The 23,213-nt window shown below is 73.9% G+C and carries 20 protein-coding genes and 3 tRNA genes; 13 read left to right on the top strand and 10 right to left on the bottom strand.

The genetic code is table 11. The annotated features are described in order from the left end of the window. Window positions 1-125: 125 nt before the first annotated feature. A complete protein-coding gene (locus tag AC07A6_RS08790) occupies window positions 126-725 on the top strand; it encodes a hypothetical protein (protein ID WP_362461851.1) in 600 nt (199 codons plus the stop codon). After that, on the top strand, window positions 722-1,396 hold the full coding sequence (locus AC07A6_RS08785; RefSeq protein ID WP_478776578.1) for a class F sortase: 675 nt from the start codon (window positions 722-724) through the stop codon (window positions 1,394-1,396). The genes AC07A6_RS08790 and AC07A6_RS08785 overlap by 4 nt, the downstream gene beginning before the upstream one ends. Before the next feature lie 89 nt (window positions 1,397-1,485). On the opposite strand, the gene AC07A6_RS08780 is transcribed toward AC07A6_RS08785, so the two are convergent. Next, window positions 1,486-1,559: transfer RNA gene (locus AC07A6_RS08780), tRNA-Lys, on the bottom strand. A gap of 227 nt (window positions 1,560-1,786) precedes the next feature. On the opposite strand from AC07A6_RS08780, the gene AC07A6_RS08775 reads away from it, so the two are divergent. From AC07A6_RS08775 to AC07A6_RS08755, 5 genes are all read left to right on the top strand, one after another. Beyond that, entirely contained in the window at window positions 1,787-3,268 is a 1,482-nt protein-coding gene (locus AC07A6_RS08775; protein ID WP_478776642.1) for a peptidoglycan-binding protein, read from the top strand. A gap of 11 nt (window positions 3,269-3,279) precedes the next feature. Continuing rightward, window positions 3,280-5,529 (top strand): SPFH domain-containing protein, encoded by a 2,250-nt coding sequence (locus tag AC07A6_RS08770; RefSeq protein WP_478776577.1) that lies wholly within the window; start codon window positions 3,280-3,282, stop codon window positions 5,527-5,529. Between the two features lie 334 nt (window positions 5,530-5,863). Next, window positions 5,864-6,454 (top strand): lytic polysaccharide monooxygenase auxiliary activity family 9 protein, encoded by a 591-nt coding sequence (locus AC07A6_RS08765; RefSeq protein WP_478776576.1) that lies wholly within the window; start codon window positions 5,864-5,866, stop codon window positions 6,452-6,454. A gap of 26 nt (window positions 6,455-6,480) precedes the next feature. Further along, window positions 6,481-8,187: an AMP-binding protein gene (locus AC07A6_RS08760; protein ID WP_478776575.1), complete on the top strand. Its 1,707-nt coding sequence runs from the start codon at window positions 6,481-6,483 to the stop codon at window positions 8,185-8,187. An 87-nt stretch (window positions 8,188-8,274) separates the two neighbouring features. Next, window positions 8,275-8,348: transfer RNA gene (locus tag AC07A6_RS08755), tRNA-Lys, on the top strand. 102 nt (window positions 8,349-8,450) lie between these two features. Here the strand turns inward: AC07A6_RS08755 and AC07A6_RS08750 are convergent. Then, complete coding sequence (locus AC07A6_RS08750; RefSeq protein WP_007264223.1) at window positions 8,451-9,209, bottom strand: IclR family transcriptional regulator; 759 nt, start codon at window positions 9,207-9,209, stop codon at window positions 8,451-8,453. Window positions 9,210-9,472: 263 nt separating this feature from the next. Between AC07A6_RS08750 and AC07A6_RS08745 the strand changes: the two genes are divergently transcribed. Continuing rightward, complete coding sequence (locus AC07A6_RS08745; protein WP_478776641.1) at window positions 9,473-10,678, top strand: LLM class flavin-dependent oxidoreductase; 1,206 nt, start codon at window positions 9,473-9,475, stop codon at window positions 10,676-10,678. Between the two features lie 266 nt (window positions 10,679-10,944). Continuing rightward, window positions 10,945-12,630, top strand: a complete 1,686-nt coding sequence (locus tag AC07A6_RS08740) for a glycosyl hydrolase family 18 protein (RefSeq protein WP_362461835.1) — start codon at window positions 10,945-10,947, stop codon at window positions 12,628-12,630. 68 nt (window positions 12,631-12,698) lie between these two features. Here AC07A6_RS08740 and AC07A6_RS08735 read toward each other — a convergent pair whose 3' ends face one another. The 3 genes from AC07A6_RS08735 to AC07A6_RS08725 form a co-directional block, all read right to left on the bottom strand. Then, entirely contained in the window at window positions 12,699-15,002 is a 2,304-nt protein-coding gene (locus AC07A6_RS08735; RefSeq protein ID WP_478776574.1) for a caspase family protein, read from the bottom strand. Further along, window positions 14,999-15,427 carry an effector-associated constant component EACC1 gene (locus AC07A6_RS08730; RefSeq protein ID WP_478776573.1) on the bottom strand — a complete coding sequence of 143 codons (429 nt, stop codon included), beginning with the start codon at window positions 15,425-15,427 and terminating at the stop codon, window positions 14,999-15,001. The genes AC07A6_RS08735 and AC07A6_RS08730 overlap by 4 nt, the downstream gene beginning before the upstream one ends. Window positions 15,428-15,548: 121 nt before the next feature. Continuing rightward, the gene (locus tag AC07A6_RS08725) at window positions 15,549-17,381 is read right to left on the bottom strand and encodes a putative bifunctional diguanylate cyclase/phosphodiesterase (RefSeq protein WP_478776572.1); all 1,833 of its coding nucleotides are present in this window, start codon (window positions 17,379-17,381) and stop codon (window positions 15,549-15,551) included. A gap of 369 nt (window positions 17,382-17,750) precedes the next feature. On the opposite strand from AC07A6_RS08725, the gene AC07A6_RS08720 reads away from it, so the two are divergent. Then, window positions 17,751-18,992, top strand: a complete 1,242-nt coding sequence (locus AC07A6_RS08720; RefSeq protein WP_386270573.1) for a M6 family metalloprotease domain-containing protein — start codon at window positions 17,751-17,753, stop codon at window positions 18,990-18,992. A 61-nt stretch (window positions 18,993-19,053) separates the two neighbouring features. Here the strand turns inward: AC07A6_RS08720 and AC07A6_RS08715 are convergent. From AC07A6_RS08715 to AC07A6_RS08700, 4 genes are all read right to left on the bottom strand, one after another. Next, window positions 19,054-19,127, bottom strand: a tRNA-Lys gene (locus AC07A6_RS08715). Then, window positions 19,118-19,711 (bottom strand): bifunctional DNA primase/polymerase, encoded by a 594-nt coding sequence (locus AC07A6_RS08710; protein ID WP_478776571.1) that lies wholly within the window; start codon window positions 19,709-19,711, stop codon window positions 19,118-19,120. Before AC07A6_RS08710 ends, AC07A6_RS08715 begins: the two co-directional genes overlap by 10 nt. Before the next feature lie 207 nt (window positions 19,712-19,918). Next, on the bottom strand, window positions 19,919-20,266 hold the full coding sequence (locus AC07A6_RS08705; protein WP_362461827.1) for a hypothetical protein: 348 nt from the start codon (window positions 20,264-20,266) through the stop codon (window positions 19,919-19,921). A gap of 72 nt (window positions 20,267-20,338) precedes the next feature. After that, entirely contained in the window at window positions 20,339-20,896 is a 558-nt protein-coding gene (locus AC07A6_RS08700; RefSeq protein WP_478776570.1) for an NADPH-dependent FMN reductase, read from the bottom strand. Window positions 20,897-21,032: 136 nt separating this feature from the next. Between AC07A6_RS08700 and AC07A6_RS08695 the strand changes: the two genes are divergently transcribed. From AC07A6_RS08695 to AC07A6_RS08685, 3 genes are read left to right on the top strand one after another with little or no spacing between them, the layout of a single operon-like run. Continuing rightward, on the top strand, window positions 21,033-21,527 hold the full coding sequence (locus AC07A6_RS08695; RefSeq protein ID WP_362461821.1) for a MarR family winged helix-turn-helix transcriptional regulator: 495 nt from the start codon (window positions 21,033-21,035) through the stop codon (window positions 21,525-21,527). Between the two features lie 16 nt (window positions 21,528-21,543). Then, the gene (locus AC07A6_RS08690) at window positions 21,544-22,122 is read left to right on the top strand and encodes an SMI1/KNR4 family protein (RefSeq protein WP_478776569.1); all 579 of its coding nucleotides are present in this window, start codon (window positions 21,544-21,546) and stop codon (window positions 22,120-22,122) included. A 42-nt stretch (window positions 22,123-22,164) separates the two neighbouring features. Continuing rightward, entirely contained in the window at window positions 22,165-22,581 is a 417-nt protein-coding gene (locus AC07A6_RS08685) for a GNAT family N-acetyltransferase (protein WP_478776568.1), read from the top strand. Between the two features lie 24 nt (window positions 22,582-22,605). Here the strand turns inward: AC07A6_RS08685 and AC07A6_RS08680 are convergent, their stop codons facing one another. Continuing rightward, window positions 22,606-23,193, bottom strand: a complete 588-nt coding sequence (locus AC07A6_RS08680) for a hypothetical protein (protein WP_478776567.1) — start codon at window positions 23,191-23,193, stop codon at window positions 22,606-22,608. Window positions 23,194-23,213 lie beyond the last annotated feature (20 nt).

Here is a 23,213-nt window from a genome sequence, read left to right as displayed (position 1 = left end):
CCGCAACGGCATCGTCGTCTAGCCGCGCGTTAGCGCGTACGGCTGACACGTACGGGCCAAGAGAGCGCCGCTCCGGATGCGGAGCGGCGCGCCGCGCGTGAATCTCCTTGTTGAGGAGGTTCACCATGCGCTGTTCTCTGATCGCTCTCCGTGTCGCAGGGGTCGCCGTCGCCCTGACCGCGTGCACCGCCGTGACCGCCCCCGCCGCCCTCGCGAACGAGTGGGACCGCGGCGGCGTCTCGGCGGAACCGAACCCGGCCGAACCGGGCGCGCACGTCAAGATCCGCGTCCGGGGCTGCGACGGTGACTGGGGGGTGGCCCGTTCGCCCGTCTTCACGTCCGACGCCCGGCTCTCCTCGCGGCACGGCGACGGCCGGACCCTCCACGGCGAGGCGAAGATCCGCCCGCACGCCGACCCGGGCTGGCACGAGATCCGGATCAAGTGCGAGGGCGCCGACGGCCTGCGCGGCTCCATCGAGATCCGCCGCGACCACCACCGCCCCGACCCGCACCACTCGCCGGTCTGGCCGGTCCACGCGGGCGGCGGCGGGATGTCCGCCGAGGTCGCGGAGACGACCCGGCTGGCGGCGGCCGCGAAGAAGAGCCACGGCGGCGACGGCCCCGGGCTGCCCCACACCGTGATCGGCGCCGTCCTCGCCGCCGCGGCCACCCTGGCGGTCGCGGGCCGGGCCATCACCCTGCGCCGCCGCCGCAACGGCGGATGAGCGAGCCCAGGGCCTCCGCCGGCGGCCGGCTGCTGACCTTCGCCGCCTGGACGGTGCTGGTGATGGGCCTGTGGCTGTGGGGCAAGGAGATCACCGGGGTCCCGCCCGCTCCGCCCGCCGGGCAGCAGGCCGGCGGGCAGTCGGGGCCGGCCCTCCCGGCCGCGCGGGCCCCGCTGTCCGGGGCGATGCCCGCACGGGTCGACGTACCGGACCTCGGCGTCCGGGCGCCGGTGATCGCGCGCGGCCTGGACGCGCAGGGGGCGATCGACCCGCCGCCGTACGAGCTCCCGGGCACGGTGGGCTGGTGGGGGGCGGGTCCCGCGCCGGGAGCGGAGGGGGCCGCGCTGATGGTGGGGCACGTGGACACGAAGTCGAAGCCGGCCGTCTTCTACGGCCTGAGCGCGCTCAAGCCGGGCCAGAAGATCCGCGTGGCGCGGGCGGACGCGACGGTCGCCGAGTTCACGGTGGAGGACGTACGCGTCTACGAGCGCGCGGGCTTCGACCCGCACGCGGTGTACGGGCCCCGGGTGAAGGGCCGGGCCGAACTGCGGCTCGTGACCTGCGGCGGCAACTACGACAAGGCGGCCGGGCAGTACTCGGCGAACGTGGTGGTCTCCGCGTACCTGACGGGCGCGGGGACGGGAGCGGGAGCGGGCGCGGCGGCGGTCTAGCCCGTCCGGACCGGGGACGGAGCCGGGAACGGAGCCGGGAACGAAGAAGCCCCCCGCAGCTTTCGCTGCGGGGGGCTTCTCCTCGTCTGTGCGCCGCCAGGGACTCGAACCCCGGACCCGCTGATTAAGAGTCAGCTGCTCTAACCAACTGAGCTAGCGGCGCTTGCTGACAGGGAAAACTCTACCCCACCTGCCGAGGTGCTCGTGACCAGCCGCGCCCGCGTTGTCCGATTAACCCATGTTTGGGGGGTTTATCGTGCACGATATGTCTGGTCGAGCCGAATCTGATGCCCCGACAGATGCGTGCCCGGCCGACCAGTGGACGAGCAGGGGAGTGGACGGAACCGCATGACGATGCAGCCTCCGGTGCATGTGCAGATGCCGACGCCGATGACGATGCCGGTCTTCGAGGAGTACGAGCCCGCCGGCGACTGCGTGTGCCTCGGGTGCGCGCAGCGGCGCCGCACCCTCGCGCGCGGGCGGGCCATAGCGCTCCGGGACGGCGGCCACCCGGCCGCGCGCGGGGCGCGCCGGGCGCTGGTGCTGGCGACCGCGGCCGGCGTGGTGCTGGGCGGCGGCGGTTCGGCGGCGCTGGCCGCGGCCGGGCCGGTGCGGGGTCCGGGGCCGGTGGCGCTGGACGACCGCGGCGGCTCGGACGGTCCGGGCACCCCGCAGGGCGGCCGGGCCCCGCTGCACGGACGCCCGGCCCCGGTCACGGGGCCGCGTCCGTCGTCCTCGGCGGCGGGCCGGCCGGGCGCGCCGCCCGCGGTGCGGGCCATCGACCGGGCCACGATCATCAACCGGGCGAAGATCTGGCTGGACGCCCAGGTCCCCTACAGCATGTCCGAGTACTGGGCGGACGGCTACCGGCAGGACTGCTCGGGGTACGTCTCCATGGTCTGGAACCTCGGTACGAACGAGTGGACCGGCAGCCTCGACACCTTCGCCACGAAGATCACGAAGGAGGAGCTGCTCCCGGGGGACATGCTGCTCTTCCACAACCCGGCGGACCCCAACAACGGCTCGCACGTCGTCATCTTCGGAGGCTGGGCCGACGAGACGCGCACCCACTACATCGCGTACGAGCAGACCCGCCCGTACACCCGGAAGCTGGCCACGCCGTACGGGTACTGGAAGAACTCGGAGAAGTACCTCCCGTACCGCTACAACGGCGTGACCACCGGGGTCCTCCCGGACGTGCCGGTGCCGGGCGCCCCGGCGGCGGGGACGGCGGTCTTCCCGGGCGCGGCGAAGTTCGGCCCGGGCGCGGACAACGAGCACGTCACCGAGCTGGCCAAGATGCTGATCGGGCGGGGCGCCCTGCGGTTCTACCCCAAGGGGCCGAGCTCGAAGTGGAGCGAGGCCGACCGGCAGGCCACGCAGGCCTTCCAGCAGGCGCAGGGCTGGACGGGCGCCGACGCCGACGGCATCCCCGGCGAGCACACCTGGCGGCTGCTGGTGCAGCGCCAGGGCAAGGACATCCCGCCGACGGGGCGGACGGGCCCGGGCACGGCTCCCGGCACCGCTCCGGGCACGGCTCCGGGCACCGCTCCGGGCACGGCTCCGGGCACGGTGAAACCGCCGACGGCACCGCCGAAGACGCCGCCGGGGGCCCTGCCGGGCTCCGCCGGGGTGCCCGCCTATCCCGGGCTGCGGGTCTTCCGCCCGGGGCAGTCCCATCCGGCCGTACTCGCCCTCGGCCGCCGACTGGCGCAGAAGGGCTTCGGCAAGTACTACACGTCCGGCCCGGGCCCCCGCTGGAGCGAGGCCGACCGCCGCAACGTCGAGGCCTTCCAGCGCGCCCAGGGCTGGCGCGGCGCCTCGGCCGACGGCTACCCGGGCCCGGAAACCTGGCGCCGGCTGTTCGCATGACGGAGGCAACGATGTACCCCACCCACACCACCTTCACCACGGGCACCTGCCGGCTCCCCGCCCTTCCGCCTGCGGCGACGCTTCCGGAACCGGTCGCGGTGTACCGGGGCGCATGGGCCCCGGCCCCCACCGCCCCGGCCCCGGCGGCCCCGGCCCCGCCCGCCCGCACGGCGCACCCGCTCTCCCCGCCGGCCCCCGCCCAGGTGCCGCCCACTCCGGGGCCCGCCGCCCGGCCGCCGCACCCGGCCGGCCCGGAGCCCGCAGCCTGGACGGCGCCCGCGCCCGTCGGGCACTCCGCGCCGGGGGCGGCCCCCGGCCGGGCAGCCACACCGGACCCGCGGCCCGAACCGGCGGCCCCCGCCCGGTCGGCCACCCCCGCAGGCCACCCCGCGCCGGGGGCGCACCCGGCCGAGCCCTCGCTGACGCGGACGCCGCACCCGGCCCCCGCCGGGCACCCGGCCGACCCGGCGGCGGCCGCCTGGACGGAGCCCGCGCCCGCAGGCCACCCCGCGCCGGGGGCGCACCCGGCGCCCGCCGGGCCGCCGCACCCGGCCGAGCCCGCCCGGGCGGGCGGGCACCCCGCGCCCGGCTCGCAGGCGCCGGGTGTGGGCCCGGGCGCGCGGCCGGAACCGGCGGTGGCTGCCTGGGCTGCGGAGCCCGCCACCCCGTCGCCGGACCGGATCCCCGGGGCGCCGGCCCCCGCCGGGCGCCCCGCGCCGGGGGCCGAGCCCGCCCGGGTGCGGGCGCCGCATCCGGCCCACCCCGTGGCGCCGGGGGCCGCCGTGCGGGACGGGCACCCCGCCCCGGCGGCGACGCAGCCGTTCGGGGCCACCCGGTTCGGGTCGGGGGTCGGGGCCGCCCACCCGGTGCGCCCGGAGCCGGAGCCTGCCGCCTGCGCGCCGGCACCCCGCGCCGCCGAGCGGGCCGACGCCGTCCCGGAACCGGCCCCGGCCCCGGTAGGCGCCCCGGCGTACCCGGCCGGGCCCGGGCCGGCCCGTGCCCCGGAACCGGCCGCCCCGGCGGCGGAGCACGCCCGGGGTGACGTGCCCGCCGCCCGGAGCCAGGCCGGGGACGGGTCCGCGGCGGGGATCCCGCACCCCACCCCCGAGCCCCCGTCCGGCGTGCCCGGACCCGGGCCCGCCGAGATCGCCGCCCGGGCCGTCGCGCGCGGGATGCGCACCGAGGACCCCGGTTCGCGCGACGGCCTCCCGCGCCCCCCACGCGGCAGCGGCAACGGCACCGCCGTCACGGAGGTCCCGCTGCACCTCCCGTTCCGCCCGCAGCCGCAGGCCCCCGCCTCCCCGGCCGCCGCCCCCGTCGCCCGCGCCCCGAAGAAGCTGCCCGCCGGCCGCCGCGTACCCAGGGGCGACGACCGGCTCCGGGAGCACCGGGGGCCCGTGCTGCCCGGCTGGATCGCGGTGCTGGTCGGCGGCCTCGCCCTCCTCGGCGGCGCGGCCGTGCTGTGGCGGGCCGGGGTGGTACCCGCCACCGTGGTCGCCGCCTTCGGGGCCACGCCCCGCGCCTACCAGGGGCTGCGCGCCGCGCACTGGCCCCCGCTCGCCCTCCTCGGCATCGTCACCCTCCTCGCGCTCGGCGGCCTCGGCCGGGCCAAGGCGGGCCACGCCTGGGTGCTGACCCTCTTCGGCCGCTACCGCGGCACGGTCCGGCGTACCGGCCTGACCTGGATCAGCCCGCTCCTGCTGCGCCGGCGGGTCGACGTACGGCTGCGCCACTGGCGCAGCGAGCCGATGGCCGCCGTGGACTCCGGCGGCCTCGCCCTCCAGGTGGTGGTGCAGGTCGTCTGGCAGGTCAAGGACACGGCCAGGGCCACCCTGGCCGTCGAGGACCACATCGACTACCTGGCCGAGCAGGTCGAGTCGGCCATGGCCCGGGTGCTGTCCCAGCTGCCCGCCGACGCCTTCCACGAGGACGCCCCGACCCTGCGCGACGCCGAGGCCGTCGGCGACGCGCTGACCCGCATGGTGGCGGCCGAGACCGAGGCGGTGGGCATCGAGGTGTTCTCGGCCCAGCCCACCCGGATCGAGTACGCGCCGGAGGTCGCGGAGGCCATGCGCCGCCGCCGGGTCGCCGCGATCGACGCCAAGCACCGGGACACGGTGCTGACCTCGGTCGTCGACGCCGTGGACGACACGGTCCACCGGCTGACCTCGCGCGGGATCGTGGAGCTGGACGACTACGAGCGCAAGGCCCTGGTGAAGGACCTCACCGTCGCCTTCTACACCGGGCGGTCCGACCAGTAGCAGCAGTCACGGGGGTTCCGTGCGAGGACGGGTGGCCGGCAATGACCGGACCACCCGTCCTCGCATTGGTATAGACATGGCCAACTCCCGTCAATACTGTGTGACTTGGGACTTGGTCTAGACCTAGTCCCGACGCAGCTCCGAGCCGCAGCCCCACCGGCCCGTCAGGGCCGATCCCCACGCGCGCGCACGTCCCCGCCGAAATCCCCTACCGCCTCCCCTCCCCAACCTTCCCCTCCCCCCACGCCCAAGGAGCACCATGCGTTCCTTCCGCATACCCTCATGGCCCACGCGGCCCTCGCGCCCCGCGCACCCCTCCCGCACATCGCGCCCCGTGCGCGTCGGCGCGGCCGCGACGGTCGGCCTCGGCCTCCTCGCCGGTGCCGCCCTGTTCGGCGCCCCCAACGCCAGCGGCCACGGCTACACCGACACCCCCATCAGCCGCCAGAAGCTCTGCGCCAACCGGACGGTCTCCGACTGCGGCCCCATCCAGTGGGAGCCGCAGAGTGTCGAGGGCTACAAGGGCTTCCCCGCGGCCGGCCCCGCGGACGGGAAGATATGCGCCGGCGGCCACGCCGAGTTCGCCCAGCTCGACGACCCCCGCGGCGGCAACTGGCCCGCGACCCGCGTGAACTCCGGCCAGCCCTTCGACTTCCGCTGGCAGTTCACCGCCAACCACTCCACCACCGACTTCAAGTACTACGTCACCAAGAACGGCTGGGACCCGGCCAAGCCCCTCACCCGGGCCTCCCTCGACCCGCAGCCCTTCCTCGTCGTCCCCTACAACGGCGGCCGCCCGGACATGACCACCATCCACCGCGGCTCGATGCCGGCCGGCAAGTCGGGGCGGCACATGATCCTGGCCGTCTGGACCGTCAACGACACCCCGATGGCCTTCTACGCCTGCTCCGACGTTCAGTTCTGACGGAACGTCAGCTACCCTCCGGCGGCATGCGGACCACGACAGCACCCGATGCCGCCGAGACCGTCGCGGAACTCGTCGCGCGCCAGTGGGGCGACCACCGGCCGGGGCTGATGTACGGGGCCGGCGCGGCCGACAGCGCCGGGCCCACCGTCCTCAGCCGCCACCGGACCGCCCAGGAGGCCGCCGCCCGCGCCGCACTCCTGGTCGACCTGTTGCCGACCGGCGCGGAGCCGCACGTGGGCGTGCTGCTCGACAACACCCCCGAGTTCCCCTCCTGGCTCGGCGCGGCGGCCCTCGCGGGGGCCGCCGTCGCCGGGATCAACCCCACCCGGCGCGGCCCCGAGCTGGCCCGCGACATCCTGCACACCGACTGCCGGATCCTGGTCACCGAGCCCGCCCACCTCCCCCTCCTGCGCGGCCTCGACCTGCCCGGCGTACGCCTCCTGGTGACCGGCACCGAGGAGTACGCGGCCCTGCTCGCCCCCTACGCCGCCGCGGAGCCCGGCGAGGCCCGCGTGCGCCCCGGCGGCCCCCGCCCGGACACCCGGCTGCTCCTCTACTTCACCTCCGGCTCCACCGGCGCCCCCAAGGCGGCCGTCTGCAGCCAGGGCCGCCTCGCCGCCGCCGGGGGATCGCTCGCCCGGCAGTTCTCCGTCACCCCGGACGACGTCCACTACGTCTGCATGCCGCTCTTCCACGGCAACGCCGTCATCGCCGACTGGCTGCCCGCCCTCTGCGCCGGCGCCCCGGTCGCACTGCGCCACCGCTTCTCGGCCTCCGCGTTCCTGGCCGACGTACGGGCGTACGGGGCGACGTACTTCACCTACGTCGGCCGGGCCGTCCAGTACCTGCTGGCCACCGAGCCCCGCCCCGACGACCGCGAGCACCGGCTGCGCCTCGGCTTCGGCACCGAGGCGGGGGCGGTGGACGCGGCCCGCTTCGCCGAACGGTTCGGGGTCCGCCTCGTCGAGGGGTACGGGGCCACCGAGGGCGGCGCCTCCGTCCAGCGCGGCCCCGGCACCCCGCAGGGTGCGCTGGGCAGGGCCGCGCCGGGGAACGACCTGGCCGTGGTCGACCCGGAGACGGGCCGCGAGTGCCCGCCGGCGCGGCTGGACGCGCGGGGCCGGCTGCTCAACGGGGACGAGGCCATCGGCGAGCTCGTCAACCGGGGCCGCAGCCTCTTCGAGGGCTACTGGCGCAACCCCGGCGCCGAGGCGGCCCGCACCCGGGGAGGCTGGTACTGGACCGGCGACCTGTTCTTCCGGGATCCCGAGGGCTTCCTCTACTTCGCGGGCCGCACCGACGACCGGCTGCGGGTCGACAGCGAGAACCTGGCCGCCGCGGTGATCGAGAACGTCCTGGCCCGCTGGGAGGCGGCGGCCGCCGTCGCGGTGTACGCGGTCCCGGACGAGGTCGCGGGGGACCAGGTGATGGCCGCCGTGGCCCTGCGGGAGGGCGCGGCCTTCGATCCGGAGGCCTTCGCCGCCTTCCTCGCCGCGCAGCCGGACCTCGGCACGAAGATGGCCCCGCGCTACGTCCGGCTCCTCGACGAGCTGCCCGTCACCGCCACGAACAAGATCCACCGGGTTGCCCTGCGCCGGGCCGGCTTCCTGGGCCCCGGCCCGGTCTGGCAACGGACCGGCGGCGCCTACCGCCCGCTCGACGGGGAGGGCCGGGCCGCGCTGCTGGCCGCGTACGAGGCCCAGGGCCGCCGGGAGCTGCTGGACCGCTGAGGGGCCGCCCGCGGGGCCGCCGGGCGGCGCCCCGGCCATTGGTTTGGAGCACCCCTGGGGAGCAGGTAGTATTTTCTCTGTCAGCAGGCGCCGCTAGCTCAGTTGGTTAGAGCAGCTGACTCTTAATCAGCGGGTCCGGGGTTCGAGTCCCTGGCGGCGCACCTGTCCTTCGGGCGGTTTCCGGTTCACCGGGAACCGCCCGAAGTGTTTTCCGGGCCGCCCCGGGCCACCCGCCCCGCATCCCCGGGTCGCCCTCGCGGCCCTCAGAGCGTGAGCGACAGCAGCAGCGGCGCGGCCTTGCGGTTTAGGGTGTCGGCCGCGGCGCGCAGCCGGTGGGCGTGCTCGACGGGCATGGACAGGGCGAGGCAGCCCACGGCGGCGCCGGCCGTGATCGGGACGGCCGCGCAGACGGTGCCGACGGCGTACTCCTGGAGGTCCAGGACGGGGACCGTGGCCGGCTGGGCGTCCAGCTTGGAGAACAGGATCCGCTCGTTCACGATCGTCTTCGACGTCAGCCGGGCGATCTTGTGCCGGGAGAGGTGGTCGCGCCGTCCGTTCAGGTCGAGCTGGGTCAGCAGGCACTTGCCGACCGCGCTGGCGTGGGCCGCCGAGCGGAAGTCGACCCACTCGTGCACCTTGGGCGTGCGGGGGCTGTCCGCGAACTGTGTGATGCGGACCTCGCCGTCGACGTAGCGGCTGATGTAGACGGCCGCGCCGACCGAGTCCCGCAGCTTGTCGAGGGTGTCCTGGAGCTTCTCCTGGAGGGCCTGCTGCCGGTCCATGCCGGAGCCGAGCAGGACGAGGGAGTCCCCTATGGCGTAGGCGCCGTCGGAGACCTGGAGCACGTACCCTTCGCGCCGCAGCATGAGGAGCATCGGGGCGAGATGGACCGCGGGCAGGCCGGTCTCACGCGCGATCTGCACGTCGGTCACACCGCCGGTGTGCCGCGAGATCGTTTCGAGTACGCGCAGGGCGTACTGCACCGAGTGGAACGGCGCGGTCGGCTCGGGCTTCAGCGCCACGGTTTCCCCCTACCAGGTTGTTACCGCTTGCTCTACCACGATAGCCATCAAGAGGCCCACGTGGAGCGTGTGTTGAGGAGATTGATGGCTTAATCAAGTCCCCCTGCCTGGGCCTACTCGAATGGCATATGCCACGGGCACGGGCATGCCCCGGTCTGCCGGGAATGCCCGGCGAGCACATCCCGTTCGACTTCTTCGTACGAACGCCGTACGAGGCGTACGGGGCGCCGCGGGCGCACGAGCGGGACGGGACGGGAGCGACGATGAGCGACACCGGGGACACGGGCCGGCGCACGGGCGGGCAGCCGGAGGATCCGCGAGGGGGGCCGGTCCAGGACCCGGTCCAGGACCCGGGCCGGGCAGCAGTCCAGGACCTGGTGCAGGACCCGGTCCGGGACCCGATCCGCGGGACCGCCCTCGGTGAGGCGCCCGTGCCGCTGTCGGTGCTCGACCTGGTCACCGTCGGCAGCGGCTCCACCGCCCACGAGTCCCTGCGCACCAGCGTGCAGATAGCCCGGCAGGCCGAGTCCCGCGGCTACCACCGCCACTGGGTCGCCGAGCACCACTCCATGCCCGGGGTCGCCAGCTCCTCCCCGGCCGTGATCCTGGCCCACCTCGCCGCGTACACCTCCCGCCTCCGGCTCGGCTCGGGCGGGGTCATGCTGCCCAACCACGCCCCGCTGGCCGTGGCCGAGCAGTTCGGCACCCTGGAGGCCCTGGCCCCGGGCCGGATCGACCTCGGACTCGGCCGGGCGCCGGGCACCGACCCGCGTACGGCGGCCGCGCTGCGCGGGCCCGGGCGGCTGGACGAGGCGGCCGACGAGTTCCCCCGGCGGCTCGCGGAGCTGACCCGCTTCCTCGACGACGACTTCCCCGACGGGCACCCGTACTCCCGCGTGCACGCCGTGCCCGGCCCGGTGCAGGGGCCCGCCGCCCGCCCGCCGCTGTGGCTGCTGGGCTCCTCCGGCTTCAGCGCCCGCCTCGCCGGGGAGCTGGGCCTGCCCTTCGCGTACGCCCACCACTTCTCCGCCGCCGGCACCCTGCCCGCGCTGGAGCTGTACCGCGAGAGCTTCCGCCCGTCGGCGGTGCTGGACGCCCCGTACGCCCTGATCGGGGTCTCGGCGCTGGCCGCCGACACCGGGGCGGAGGCCCGCGCGCAGGCGCTCGCCGGCGCCCTGGCGATGCTCCGGCTGCGCACCGGTCGGCCCGGGCTGGTCCCGACGCCCGAGGAGGCGGCGGCGTACGACTTCTCGCAGCCGGAGCGGGAGTTCGTGGACTCCTGGCTCTCCAACATCGTCCACGGCACCGCCGACGAGGTCCGCGCCGGGCTCGACGCCCTGGTGGCGCGGACGGGCGCGGACGAGCTGATGCTGACCGCGAGCGCCCACAGCGGTGCCGCCCGCATCCGCTCCTACGGGCTCGTTGCCAATGCGTACGGGATGCCGACGGAGCCCTTGACGACGCGCTGAGTGGGGCCGGACCGGCGGAGAACGGCGTTTGGCTGGTTTGTTGCCGAAACCTTGCCGCAGCATGACCTAAGGGAGCCTTAAACCGCTCGTCACCCGGGGTGGCGGGCGGTTTTTGGTGTGCGCTCAGGTCTCTGACTAGGGCATTTGGCCACCGAGTGGTCTAGTCCTTCTTTGGTCCAAACCATTGACTGGGGCGGCGGGTGATCGCTATCACTTCTCTCACCTAAAGCTGATGCCCTCCCCTCCCACCCCCACGGAGGCAGTTCATGCACATCCGTAAACCCCTCATCGCGGCCGCCGCCACGGCCGCGCTGGCAGCCGGAGCGCTGGCCACCTTCGCGGGACTCGGCACCGCCCAGGCCGCCGACGCCTCCACCACCGCCGCGGCCGGCGGCGTGCGGATCGCCTATTACGACCAGTGGAGCGTGTACGGCAACGCGTTCTACCCCAAGCACCTCGACACCCGGGGCATAGCGGGGAAGCTGGACGTCATCAACTACTCGTTCGGCAACATCCACCCCACCGACCTCACCTGTTTCGAGGCGAACAAGGCGGCGGGCGACGACAACAACCCCAACGCCGGTGACGGCGCGGGCGACTCGTACGCCGACTACCAGAAGTCCTTCAGCGCGGCCGACAGCGTCAGCGGCGTCGCCGACAAGTGGGACCAGCCCATCGTGGGCGTCTTCAACCAGTTCAAGCAGCTGAAGGCCAAGTACCCCCACCTGAAGATCAACATCTCGCTGGGCGGCTGGACGTACTCGAAGTACTTCAGCGACGCGGCCAAGACCGACGCCTCCCGCAAGAAGCTGGTCTCCTCCTGCATCGACCAGTACATCAAGGGCAACCTGCCCAAGGCCGACGGCTACGGCGGCCCCGGCACCGCGGCCGGGATCTTCGACGGCATCGACATCGACTGGGAGTACCCGGGCTCGTCCGGCGGCCACCTCGGCAACCACTACGCCCCCGAGGACAAGCAGAACTTCACCCTCCTGCTCAAGGAGTTCCGCGAGCAGCTCGACGCCTACGGCCAGGCCAACGGCGGCAAGAAGTACCTGCTGACCTCGGCCCTCCCGGCCGGCCAGGACAAGATCAAGTACATCGAGACGGACAAGATCGGCGCGTACCTCGACTACGCGAACATCATGACGTACGACATGCACGGCGCCTGGGACGGCGACGGGCCGACGTACCACCAGTCCCCGCTGTACTCCGGCACCAACGACCCGACCGACCCGATCGCCCCGGGCACCCAGAAGTACAGCATCGACAACGCCATCGACTCCTGGATCGACGGCAACCCGGCCTACGGCATCACCGGCGGCTTCCCCGCCAACAAGCTGACCCTGGGCTACGAGTTCTACTACCGCGGCTGGAAGGGCGTCCCCGCCGGGGCGGCGGGCGGCCTCGCCCAGCCCGCCACCGGGGCCTCCGGCGCCCGGCCCACCAGCCAGCAGGCCGGCATCGCCAACTACAAGGAGCTCGGCGGGATCGTCGACAACCCGGCGACGACCTACTGGGACGACCAGGCCAAGGCCTCCTACTTCTACAAGGACGGCGAGTTCTTCACCGGCCTGAACCAGAAGTCGATCCAGGCCCGGGTCGACTACGGCAAGCAGCGCGGCCTGGCCGGCGCGATGATGTACTCCCTGCTCGGCCTGGACAACAACACCACGCTGCTGAACCAGATCTCGGACGCCCTCGGCGGGACCACCGTGCCGCCGACCACCCCGCCGACCACGCCTCCCACCACGCCGCCGACGACCCCGCCGACGACGCCCCCGACCACCGGCTGCGGCAACGTCCCGGCCTACGTCCCGGGCACGGTCTACACCGCCGGCAACGAGGTCTCGCACAACGGCCGCAAGTACAAGGCCCAGTGGTGGACGCAGAACGAGGTGCCCGGCACCACCGGTGAATGGGGTGTCTGGAAGGACCTCGGCGCCTGCTGATCTCCCCCCACCCCGCGCCGAGCGCCGGACCGCCCCGCCCCTCCTCCCGAGGGGCGGGGCGGCCCCGGTCAGTGGGCGCCCAGGGGGCCGCGCGCGTGCGAACGGCGTCCGGCGGCGGACGGTCTGTCGCGCCACAGGGCGGCCGCGGTCCAGAGCTGGAGGGCGCAGCCTAGGGTGAGGAGGTACTGGCCGAACCCGGCCTGGCCTTTGAGTACCGTCCAGAAGTAGACCGTCGCCCACAAGGTCAGCAGGGCCAGGGCGCTGTAACACCAGAGCAGTCCGGGTACCCGGGCGACCGCGTGGCCGCTCCAGGCGTGGACGGCGACCGCCACACTGGCGACCGCGCTCACCAGGATGATGGCGCTCGCCACCTGGCGGCCACCTCTCCACTCCAGCAGCGTGATGAGCTGCCAGGCCGGCCCGCCCGAGCCCAGGGGGATCGGGATCACCAGGGCCATGACCACGGCCGCGAAGGTGCACGGCTGTAGCGAGCGGGCTTCCGGAAGGTCTCCCACTTCCGTGGCTCCCGTGCCGGCGGCGCGCCGGTTCAGCCTCAGCTGCTCGGCCCCCCACGCCAGGATCAGGCTGCCCACGGCGAAGGCCAGGAAGCCCGGGCCGGCGTCGAAGTCGCTCCGCACGACGGAGGAGGTGATCCACACCACCGCCGTCGCGAAGACGGACACCGCTGCGAGCGCGCTGCAGCTCCGGACCAGTGCCGGCCGCAGCAGGGCGGGAGAGCCGAGCAGGATGAGGAAGGTGGCTGCGGTGCACGCGGCCAGGCTCAGGGCCGCCAGCACCAACATGATCGCGCCCACCCCTCCCAACGGCCAGTACCAGTCCGCGGGAGACGCGAGCCACATCGGGTACCCGCGCTTGTCGATCTTCTCGTAGAAGGGCAGCCACAGCGCCAGCACCATCGCGACGGCCGCGAGCGGGAAGGGCCACGGGCTGAGCGGGGAAGCCGCGGCCGGGCGCGTCCCGGCCGCCTTCCATGGTGCCCACGTGGTGCGCTGCTCCGTCTTCGGCGTCTTCGGCGTCTTCGGCTTGGTCCTCCCTGTCTCTGCCGGGGTCTCCGCCGCTCGCCCCTTCCCGGTTTCCGCCGTGGTTCCGCGCTCGGCCTCCGTTGCCGTTCCCGTCGCCACCGTGATCGCCAGTTCGCCGGTCACGGTGCACAGCTGCACCGTCCCCTCGTGCCGCCCCCGGTCCTCCGGCTCCGGCACCAGCTCGATGCCGGTGTCCAGGTACCGGACCTTCAGCCACGGGTCCGTCCTGGCCTCCAGCGTGGCGAGGACGATCGGCGGACCCGTCACCTTGACGACGGCCGCCTGGGCCGCCCCCACCTCCACCACCGGGGTGTCGACTCCGGGGGCGGCCAGCGCCAGGGCGCGGGCGGCACGCTCGGCCACCCTGCGACTGTCGTCGGCGGCTAGCTCGGACAGCGCCGCGTGGGCGGCGAGCGCCACGCCCACGTCCGCGCCGCACAACAGCGTGCCCAGGTCCTCGACCGACCACAGTTTCCGCTCCCGGCTGTCGGAGTGGACGGCATCGGCGAGCGGGGCCGGGAGGTCCGTGGCGACGGCCCGCCGCCGGCCGGTGTGAGCGATGGTCAGGTCGCCCTGGCTGCCGAACAGCCACAGTTGCGGCGTCTGGTGCGGAGTCCGTTCCCGGATCCGCTCGTTGACGTAGTCCGCCAGCTCGGACATGCCCACCTCGCCGTCGTGGTCGAGGTCGGCCTCACCGGTGCGCAGGCCCTCGACCAGAGCACCCGTGAAGAGCGACGGCCCGTCCCCGGCCCCCGCCATGCCGTCGGTGACCGGGTGGTCGCCCTCGAAGGCGTACTCCAGGGCGCTGGAAGCGGTGAAGACCGCGCGTCCGCGCTTCCCGCCGGTGCGTTCCAGGTCCTGGAAGCTCTCCTGCACCTGGACCTCCGAGCCCGCCCGGGTGAGCATCCCCCGCTCGAACGCTCCGGCGTAGCAGCAGTCCAGGAGGAGGACCGCACGCTGGGCGCGGCTCTCCAGCATCAGACTGCTCACGTACTCGGCCGGTACCGCGGTCGCGGCCAGCCGGGTCCGGTAGGTGTCGGAGGCGGCGAGGAAGAGCTTGCCCGCGGCGTTCTTCACCCCGTGGCACGAGAAGTGCAGCAGCAGGGTGTCGTTGGTGGACCTGTCCGCGAAGAAGTCCTCCACCGCGAGGCGCAGCTGCTGGACGGTGGGGTCGCTCAACACCTCCACGTCGAAATCGCCGACGGAGGTGTCGCCGAGCACCTCGGCGAGGCCGGCCGCATCTTTCAGCGGTGCCCGCAGCGCGCCCAGGCCCGCGTCCTCGTACTTGCTGGTCACCACGACCAGCGCATGCCTGCCCGGCGTGGTCATGACTCCTGCTCCTGTTCCTGCCCCGGCGCGCCGGTGTCCGGCTGGGAGACACGTGCGATCCACAGGTCGGTCAGGCGTCGCTGCTCCTCGCTGCGGACACCGGTCAGCTCCAGACGGTTGCCGTCGATCTCCAGGACGACGTGGCGTGAGCTGCCGGTGCGTCCGAGCCACTCCTTGACGACACCGACGAGGTTCGACAGCAGCGGCAGTGCGGGAGGCAGGCTTACCAGAAGGACGTTGAGCAGATCCGTCGCGGCGCCGCGGGTGCCGTCCGGAGCGGGGCCGCCGTCCGGATGCGCCACCTGCTCCACGTCCAACAGGAGCAGGTCCTCGCGCAGGACGTCAACCTCCCGTGGCAGCGACTCCGTCTCGTCGTCTGCGCGGCCGTCTGCAGGTCCGACAGTGATCCGTACTTGTCTGGTCACGGCTGATCGCCCCGGATGGCTCCCGGTTCCGCCGGTCAGTGGCGCGGTACCCCCGTTGTCTCCAGTGTGGCACCACCCTGCCCGGGGCGCATGGCTCAGCCGCCGCCCGCGCCCCGACCGCTCAGGCCTCCGTGGTCCCGGTGGCGAACCGGGCCCCCGGCGGCGGCGCGATCATCTCCGCGATCCGCTCCGGGGCCACCGCCCGGGAGTACAGCCAGCCCTGGCCGGTGTCGCAGCCGACCCGCCGCAGCCGGGCCGCCTGCCCGGCGGTCTCCACGCACTCGGCGGTGACGGTCAGGCCGAGCCGGTGCGCGAGCTGCACCAGGGCCTCCACGATCGTCTCGTCGGCCGGGTTCGGGTGGGTGCCCTCCTCGTAGCGGAAGCCGCGCACGAAGGAGCCGTCCAGCTTCAGCACCGACACCGGGAGCCGGCTCAGGTAGGCCAGGTTCGAATAGCCGGTCCCGAAGTCGTCGATGGCGATCCGCACGCCCATGTCGCTCAGCGCCTGGAGCGCCTGCAGGGGCCGGCCCGCCGACCCCATCACCGCGGACTCCGTCAGCTCCAGCTGGAGCAGCTGCGGGGCGAGACCGGTCTCGGCGAGGATCTCCGCCACGTCCCCCACCAGGTCGGAGTCCCACACCTGGCGCACCGCCACGTTCACCGAGACGAACACCGGCGAGTCACTGGGCTGTTCGATCTGCCAGCGCCGAGCCTGCCGGCACGCCGTGCGCAGCACCCACTGGCCCAGCTGCACGATCGAGCCGTCCTCCTCGGCGATACCGATGAACCGATTCGGCGTCAGCATGCCGAACTGGGGGTGGTTCCAGCGGACCAGGGCCTCCACCCCGCGCACCACCCCGCTCTCCAGGTCCACCAGCGGCTGGTACTCCAGCTCGAACTCCCCGCGCTCCACGGCCGGGCGCAGGCTGGACGAGAGTGCCTGCCGGGTCATCCGGTGCGCGTTGCGCTCGGGGTCGAAGAGGGTCCAGCGGGCCTTGCCGTCCGCCTTCGCCCAGTACAGCGTGGTGTCCGCGGCCTGCATCAGCCCCGTCGCCGAGGTGCCGGCCGCGTCCCGCTCGACCACGCCGATCGACGCGGACACCGACAGCCGCTGCCCGGCCAGGTCGAAGGGCTCCTGCACGGCGGCCAGGACGCTGCGCGCCAGGTCCGCGAGCTGCTCGGTGCCGGTGGAGTCCTCGACCAGCAGGGCGAACTCGTCGCCGCCGAGCCGGGCGACGAGGTGCCCGCCGGAGCGGCCGTACCCGGACTGGTCGGCGCACTGGGTGAGCCGGGCCGCCACGGCGGTCAGCAGCCGGTCGCCGACGCGGTGGCCGAGGGTGTCGTTGACCGCCTTGAAGCCGTCGAGGTCCAGGTAGCACAGGCCGATCCGGCCGGTGCCGCCCGTGCCGTAGGCGGAGGCCTCCAGGGCGGCCGAGAGCCGTTCGAAGAACAGTGCCCGGTTGGGGAGCCGGGTGACCGGGTCGTGCATCTGGAGGTGCCGCAGCCGGGCCTGGAGGTCGCGCCGGTCGCTGATGTCGGCGACGGACAGCAGGACGTCCTGGGTGCCGGTCACCGGGCCGAGGGTGACCTCGGTCCACAGCGAGTGCCCGTCGGGGTGCTTGAGGCGGCGGGTGCACCGCAGCCGGGCCTGCCGGCCGCGCAGCACCTCCTGGTAGGCCTGCCAGGTACGGGCCTCCGCCGCCAGGTCCACCAGGTCGGCGGCGCACTGCCCGGCGAGGGCGTGCGGCTCGGCGCCCAGGAGGGCGGCCAGGGCCCGGTTGGCGGCGATCACCTCGCCGCTGCGGCCGACGACGGCCATGGCGAGGTGGGCCGCGTCGAAGGCGGCGCGGTAGTCGCGGGGTTCGGGCACGACAGGCACCGCGGGGTGACGCTCCGTAAGGGTCGGACGGATGCTCTCGGCCGCCGAACCGGTCTCCTCTGAGGTTCCGCTCACCGTTCGCTCCCGCTGTGTTCGTGAGTGTCCGCGCAGGAAAGTGTGCCGATCATAGAGGCTGCCGGGAGGCCCTATCCAGCGGCGTCGCCGTGCGGGGCCGGGTCCGTCGCCGTGCTGACGCCTCGGGAGGCAGGTGCTGACGGGGTGTCGGACAGCGGTCGGGCGACCGTTTGCGCACACCTGTGAACACCTGGTGACGGCGACTGTTCTCACGTGATCGAACGTGACGTTCTGTAGTGGCGGGGGTCAAGGGCGCGGGTCACCGGCTTGCCGTATCGCTCACTCATGTGGGGCACCGGAACAGGACATTAGTCAGACAATCGCCTCAAGGTGGATGGGACGGGACGAATCCACCACCGGGAGGTCGATGTGCGGCGAGAGCAGACACCCGGGGGAGTGGACCGCTCCCGCATGCGAAGTACGGCGGCCGTGCTCACCTCCATGACGGCGCTCGCCGCCATGTCGCTCGTCGCGGGACCGGCGGTGGCGGCCGACACCGCCGCCGCGGGGCCCTGCGCCCTGACGCGGACGGCCGCCCACCACTCCCTCGGGGTGGACACCTGGAACGCCGCCTACCCCAGGCCCGAGCGCACCCTGAACGCCGTCATGGTGTTCCTCTCCTTCCCCGGCCACCGCGCCGCCGTGACGCCCCGGGAGCTGACGGCCGACTACTTCCCGGCGACCAGCGACTTCTTCGAGCGGGCCTCCTACGGGCGGTTCCGGCTGGTCCCGCATCCCGAGGAGCGGTGGATCCGGATGCCCCGGCCCGCGACCGCGTACGGGATACAGCGCGACTGGGCCCCCGAGGACCGGGCGGCCTACCTGCGGGACGCGGTCGCGGCCGCCGATCCGCTGGTCGACTTCAGCGCGTACGACGTCGTGTACTTCGTCGCGGACCCGGGCGCCCCCGGCGTGGACTCCGACGCAACCAAGGTCGTCAACTTCGACCGCCCGATCGTGGCGGACGGCGCGGAGCTGCGGCGGATCGTGACCGTCTTCGAGCAGCACCCGCCGGACCGCAACGTGCTGGCGCACGAGACCGGGCACGTCTTCGACCTGCCCGACCTCTACCACCGCCCGACGGACGGCAAGGGCGACTGGGACACGTACGTCGGCGACTGGGACGTCATGGGCAGCCAGTTCGGGATGTCCCCGGACCTGTTCGCCTGGCACAAGTGGAAGCTGGGCTGGCTGGATCCCGCCCAGGTGGACTGCGTACGGTCCGGCACCTCGCTGCACACCCTCCAGCCGCTGTCGCAGGCCCCGCCGCCCGGCGGCACGGGCGGCACCCGGCTCGCGGTGATCCGTACGGGCCCCGGCACCGCGATCGCGGTCGAGGCGCGGGGCTCCGCCGGCAACGACGGGGACACCTGCACGGAGGGGGTCCTGGTCTACCGGGTCCGCAACGAGGCGGCCTCGGGCGGCGGCCCGATCGAGGTGCTCGACGGCCACCCCCGCACGGAGGCCTGCTGGGACCGCTCGGTGTACCCGCCGCTGGCGGACGCGCCGCTGGAGGTCGGGGAGACCTTCACGGTGCCGGGGGAGCGGATCACGATCGAGGTGGCGGACCGGACCCAGTCGGGCGCCTACACGGTGAAGATCACGACCTGAGGGCGGTTTCCGGACACGAAGAAGGCCCCCGCTCCGAAGAGCGGGGGCCTTCTCCCGTCTGTGCGCCGCCAGGGACTCGAACCCCGGACCCGCTGATTAAGAGTCAGCTGCTCTAACCAACTGAGCTAGCGGCGCCTGCTGACGTCGTAGACATTAGCATCCGTTTCGGCCGAACCAAAAATCGATACCGGGCCGCGGGCGGCGTGCAGGAACGCCCAGAGCAGGGAGTCCGGCCCCGGCAGCCAGGGCAGCCGGGTGTCCGGGGCCACCAGCCACCGCGACGGCCCGGGGGTGGCGGCCAGCGGCGGCACGGTGACGGCGTCCCCGTGGCCGTGGCACAGCGGGGCCGGGGCGGCCGGACCCCACTCCTCCCAGGCGAGCAGCGCCGGGAGCCGCTGGGCGGTGCCGGGGGCGGCGAAGAGCAGCATCCGGCCGCGGTGGACGGCGGCCGGCCCCGAGCCGGGCCCCCGCTCCCAGAGCAGGTCGAGCATCCGGCGGCCGAGCACGAGCGGAACGTTGACGACGTCGAACGCGGTCCCGCAGGGCAGCGCCGCGGGCGAGGCGGGCCGCGCCTCCCAGGCCGCGAGCGTCTCCCCCGGGTGCGCCGAAGCGGAGGCCAGCCAGGCGGCGCCCTGCGCGGTCACCTGGGTCGCGGGCGCGGTGCGTGCGTCGGGGCCGTCGAGGGCGGGGCAGCCGGCGGCCGTCGTCAGGGTCGTCATATGCCAGGTGTACCCGGCGTAGTGTGACCCTTTCGCGGAGTTACCGAAAACCGGGACAGGGTGGGCGGTCCTGGGGTATCTTGCGCCGCGCATATGCCGACGGGCTCCGCGGGTTCCGCGGGTTCCCTGGACCTCCCGCCCGCAGGTTCCCCCGGACCTCCCGCCCGCGCTCCGGCGGCGGGGGCCCGGGCCCCGCGTCCCGTACGGCTAGACCGTGTCGGGGGTGGTGCCGCGCTGGAGGTCCTCGCCGAACTCGATCATCTTGCGGGCGTAGTCCTCGGTCCACTCCGCGATCGCCGCGATGGCCTCCGGCGGGAGCCGGTCGAAGCGCCGGGGGTCCGCCAGCTGGGCCGCCGCCAGGGCCTGGAACTCCACCGCCCGGTCCTGTGCCGCCCGGAACGCCAGCGTCAGCTCGGTGGCCCGGGCCAACAGCTCGCGCGGGTCCTCGATCGACTCCAGGTCGAAGAAGTGCTCCGGGTCCGTGGCGGCCTCCGAGGGCTCGAAGAGCAGCGGCGCCGGCCGCTGCCTCCGCTCGGTCCGCTCGGGCTCTGCCATGCGTGTCCTCCTGCTGCGCTCCGGATCCTGGGCCACCCTCCATTGTCCAGCGTGGCGCAAGGGTGCCGGGAGTCAGGCCGCCACGGGCTCCTTCACCAGCGCCGCGACGTCGTCCAGGACGCCCGCCAGCTCGGCGGCCAGGCCCTCGGGCGCGTCGAAGCCCCCGGCTCCGACCAGGCCGTTGATGCCCGCGATCGCCACCGAGCGCTCGGCGGGGAGCATGCCGAGCTGGGTGAGCACCGGCAGCAGCATCCGGGCGGCCGGGGCGCCGCCGGTGCCGCCGGCGCTGTAGCTGACCAGGCCGACCGGCTTGCCCTGCCACTCGCGGTAGAGGAAGTCGACGGCGTTCTTGAAGGGGGCGGTGAAGCCGCCGTTGTACATCGGCAGGACGAACACGACCGCGTCGGCGGAGTCGACGATCGCGCTCCAGTCGCGGGTGTGCTGGTGGGCGTAGTTGCCGGTGGAGGCGTACTCCGGCTCGTCCAGGAAGGGCAGTGCGAGCTCCGCGAGGTCCACCGCGGAGACCTCGAAGGCGCCGTGGTCGCGGGCCTGGCCGGTGACCCACTGGGCGACGGGGCGTCCGGAGGAGGTGGGGCGGGTGGCGGCGGAGATGACGAGCAGACGGGTCATGGGGTGAACTCCCTTTGGGTTCTGGTGCGGTGTGCGGTCCGCAGCCTGGTTGTTGACGTGTCACCTAGGAAAGTCGGTGGCCCGTGATATGTCAACTACATCGTTGATGTGTCACCAAACTGGGTAGTCTGCTGCCATGACCGACGCGCCCGAGCCGGCCCACCCCCGCTGGCTCACCGAGTCCGAACAGCACGCCTGGTACGCCTGGCGCCGCATGTTCCCCCTCGTCGACGCAGAGATCGCGCGTGACCTCAACACGGACAGCGCCCTCTCCGAAGCCGACTACGACGTCCTGTCCGCACTCGGCTCGACCGAGGGCCACCGCATGCGGATCAGCGCCCTCGCCGTGCTGATGCAGTGGTCGCGCAGCCGCCTCTCGCACCAGATCACCCGGATGCAGCAGCGCGGCCTCGTCCGCCGCGAGGAGGTCGCCGGCGACGGCCGCGGCGCCGAGGTGGTGCTCACCGGCCAGGGGGTGGACACCATCACCGCGGCGGCCCCGCTGCACGTGGAATCCGTACGGCGGCACCTGATCGACGTCCTCACCCCACAGCAGCTGGACGCCCTCGCCGACGCCGGCGAAACCCTCCGCCGCCACCTCGGCATCACCCGCAAGGGCTACGACGACTAGGCCGTACCCTCGCCCCATGCACCGACCCGCCGGCCTGCGGCCGCCGTTGACCGAGGACGAGGTGGCCGACGCCGAGCGCGCACTCCGCGTCCGCTTCCCCGCCGAGTACCGCGCCTACCTGCGCGGCCCCGACACCGGCGGGTTCGGCGTGGTGCGCACCGAGGACGGCTGGCGCTGGCCTGGGGACGACCAGATGCGCCGCGACCTGCTGCCCGAGCCGTTCCCGCACCCCGACTCCTACGCGGCGGCCGACGCCGCGCTGTGGGAGGCGGAACCCCGGGAGGAGGACTTCGACGACCCCGCCGCGATGACGGCGGCCTGGAACGCCTGGGACGCGGAGTGCGAAGTGTTCGAGGACGGCCGGACGGCGGGTGCGATGCGCCTCCAGGAGCACGGCTGCGGCTTCTCCACCCTGCTGGCGGTCTCCGGGCCGCTGGCCGGCACGATGTGGTGGGACGGCCGCGCCAGCTGCGACCGCATCATCCCGCTCTCCCTCGACCACGCCGACGGCGGCCGCCCGGCCACCTTCGGGGAATGGCTCGGCCGTGACTCCTGGGACCTGCTGCCGCCCGGCTGGGGCGGCCCCGCGGGCTGATATCCGCTGGCCCGGCCGCCGCGGACGCTGTTGGATGACCCGATGGACGGCTACGAGATCTCCACCGACCCCGACCGGCTCGACCACGAGCGGGTCCACCGCTGGCTCTCCGAGGACGCCTACTGGGCCCTCGGCCGCAGCCGCGAGAGCCACGACAGGGCCGTCGGCTCCTCGCTGAACTTCGGCGTGTACGACAGCGCTTCGGGCGCCCAGCTCGGCTACGCGCGCATCGTCACCGACTTCGCCACCTTCGCCTGGCTCTGCGACGTGTACGTGGACCCGGGCGCGCGCGGCAAGGGCCTCGGCGGCACCCTCGTCGAGGCGGTGAAGGCCCACCTGGCCCCGTACGGCCTGCGCCGCATCATGCTGGCCACCGCCGACGCGCACGAGGTCTACGCCCGCGCCGGCTTCGCGCCGCTGGAGACGCAGGACAAGTGGATGCTGTTCGGGGAGCAGTAGTCGTCCCTGCGGGCCGACCGGCCCTCAGCCGTCCCAGGTCTGCGTGAACTCGCGGAAGCCCTCGGAATAGATGCCCGGGACCACTTCGTCGACGGGGCGGCCGTTCAGCCAGGTCGCCCGAGAGGTCTCGCTCTCGGTGTCGAGCAGGCAGCACACGGCGCCGGAGGCGGCCGCGAGCCCGGTGAACACCTCCCTGATGCTCGCCGAGCGTTCGAACAGCCGGCTCATCTCGGAGGTGGCCGCGGTGAAGTCCAGCATCACGTGGCGCGGGTGGAGCGGGGACTCGAACGTCCCCATCAGGTAGATGTAGCCCACCTGGAGCCTGCCGAACGTGTCGGGCACCAGGCCGCGGCCGTCGACGTACGCGCGCACCGCGTCGTCCGCGCCGAACATGATCGAGGTGTCGAGGTCGAGCGGGCCGCCCGCGGAGCAGTCGACCGGCTCGCTCTTGAAGTTGGACGTGAACGGGACGGTGACCCGCTCACCGCCGGGCAGCGTGACGGTGAGCGGCGGCACCCGGTCGGTGGGCGGCGCCAGCCGGGCGAGCTCGCCCAGCGCCCGGGCGACGTTCCGCGCCGGCAGGTAGATCTGGTACCCGTAGTCAAGTCCCATGCGGACCGCCCCCCCTTGAA

It is taken from the genome of Streptomyces sp. NPDC044002 (assembly GCF_056434525.1).
The sequence above is the reverse complement of the archived record's forward strand: the minus strand, read 5'-3'. Positions and strand labels throughout refer to the sequence as shown.

Bases quoted from the DNA above. Each gene is read 5' to 3' on its own strand.
- AC07A6_RS08740 (WP_362461835.1), top strand. From the start codon at position 10,945: ATGCACATCCGTAAACCCCTCATCGCGGCCGCCGCCACGGCCGCGCTG.
- AC07A6_RS08790 (WP_362461851.1), top strand. From the start codon at position 126: ATGCGCTGTTCTCTGATCGCTCTCCGTGTCGCAGGGGTCGCCGTCGCC.
- AC07A6_RS08690 (WP_478776569.1), top strand. From the start codon at position 21,544: ATGCACCGACCCGCCGGCCTGCGGCCGCCGTTGACCGAGGACGAGGTG.
- AC07A6_RS08760 (WP_478776575.1), top strand. From the start codon at position 6,481: ATGCGGACCACGACAGCACCCGATGCCGCCGAGACCGTCGCGGAACTC.
- AC07A6_RS08785 (WP_478776578.1), top strand. From the start codon at position 722: ATGAGCGAGCCCAGGGCCTCCGCCGGCGGCCGGCTGCTGACCTTCGCC.
- AC07A6_RS08680 (WP_478776567.1), bottom strand. From the start codon at position 23,193: ATGGGACTTGACTACGGGTACCAGATCTACCTGCCGGCGCGGAACGTC.
- AC07A6_RS08700 (WP_478776570.1), bottom strand. From the start codon at position 20,896: ATGACCCGTCTGCTCGTCATCTCCGCCGCCACCCGCCCCACCTCCTCC.
- AC07A6_RS08710 (WP_478776571.1), bottom strand. From the start codon at position 19,711: ATGACGACCCTGACGACGGCCGCCGGCTGCCCCGCCCTCGACGGCCCC.
- AC07A6_RS08770 (WP_478776577.1), top strand. From the start codon at position 3,280: ATGTACCCCACCCACACCACCTTCACCACGGGCACCTGCCGGCTCCCC.
- AC07A6_RS08705 (WP_362461827.1), bottom strand. From the start codon at position 20,266: ATGGCAGAGCCCGAGCGGACCGAGCGGAGGCAGCGGCCGGCGCCGCTG.
- AC07A6_RS08695 (WP_362461821.1), top strand. From the start codon at position 21,033: ATGACCGACGCGCCCGAGCCGGCCCACCCCCGCTGGCTCACCGAGTCC.
- AC07A6_RS08745 (WP_478776641.1), top strand. From the start codon at position 9,473: ATGAGCGACACCGGGGACACGGGCCGGCGCACGGGCGGGCAGCCGGAG.
- AC07A6_RS08775 (WP_478776642.1), top strand. From the start codon at position 1,787: ATGACGATGCCGGTCTTCGAGGAGTACGAGCCCGCCGGCGACTGCGTG.
- AC07A6_RS08735 (WP_478776574.1), bottom strand. From the start codon at position 15,002: ATGACCACGCCGGGCAGGCATGCGCTGGTCGTGGTGACCAGCAAGTAC.
- AC07A6_RS08685 (WP_478776568.1), top strand. From the start codon at position 22,165: ATGGACGGCTACGAGATCTCCACCGACCCCGACCGGCTCGACCACGAG.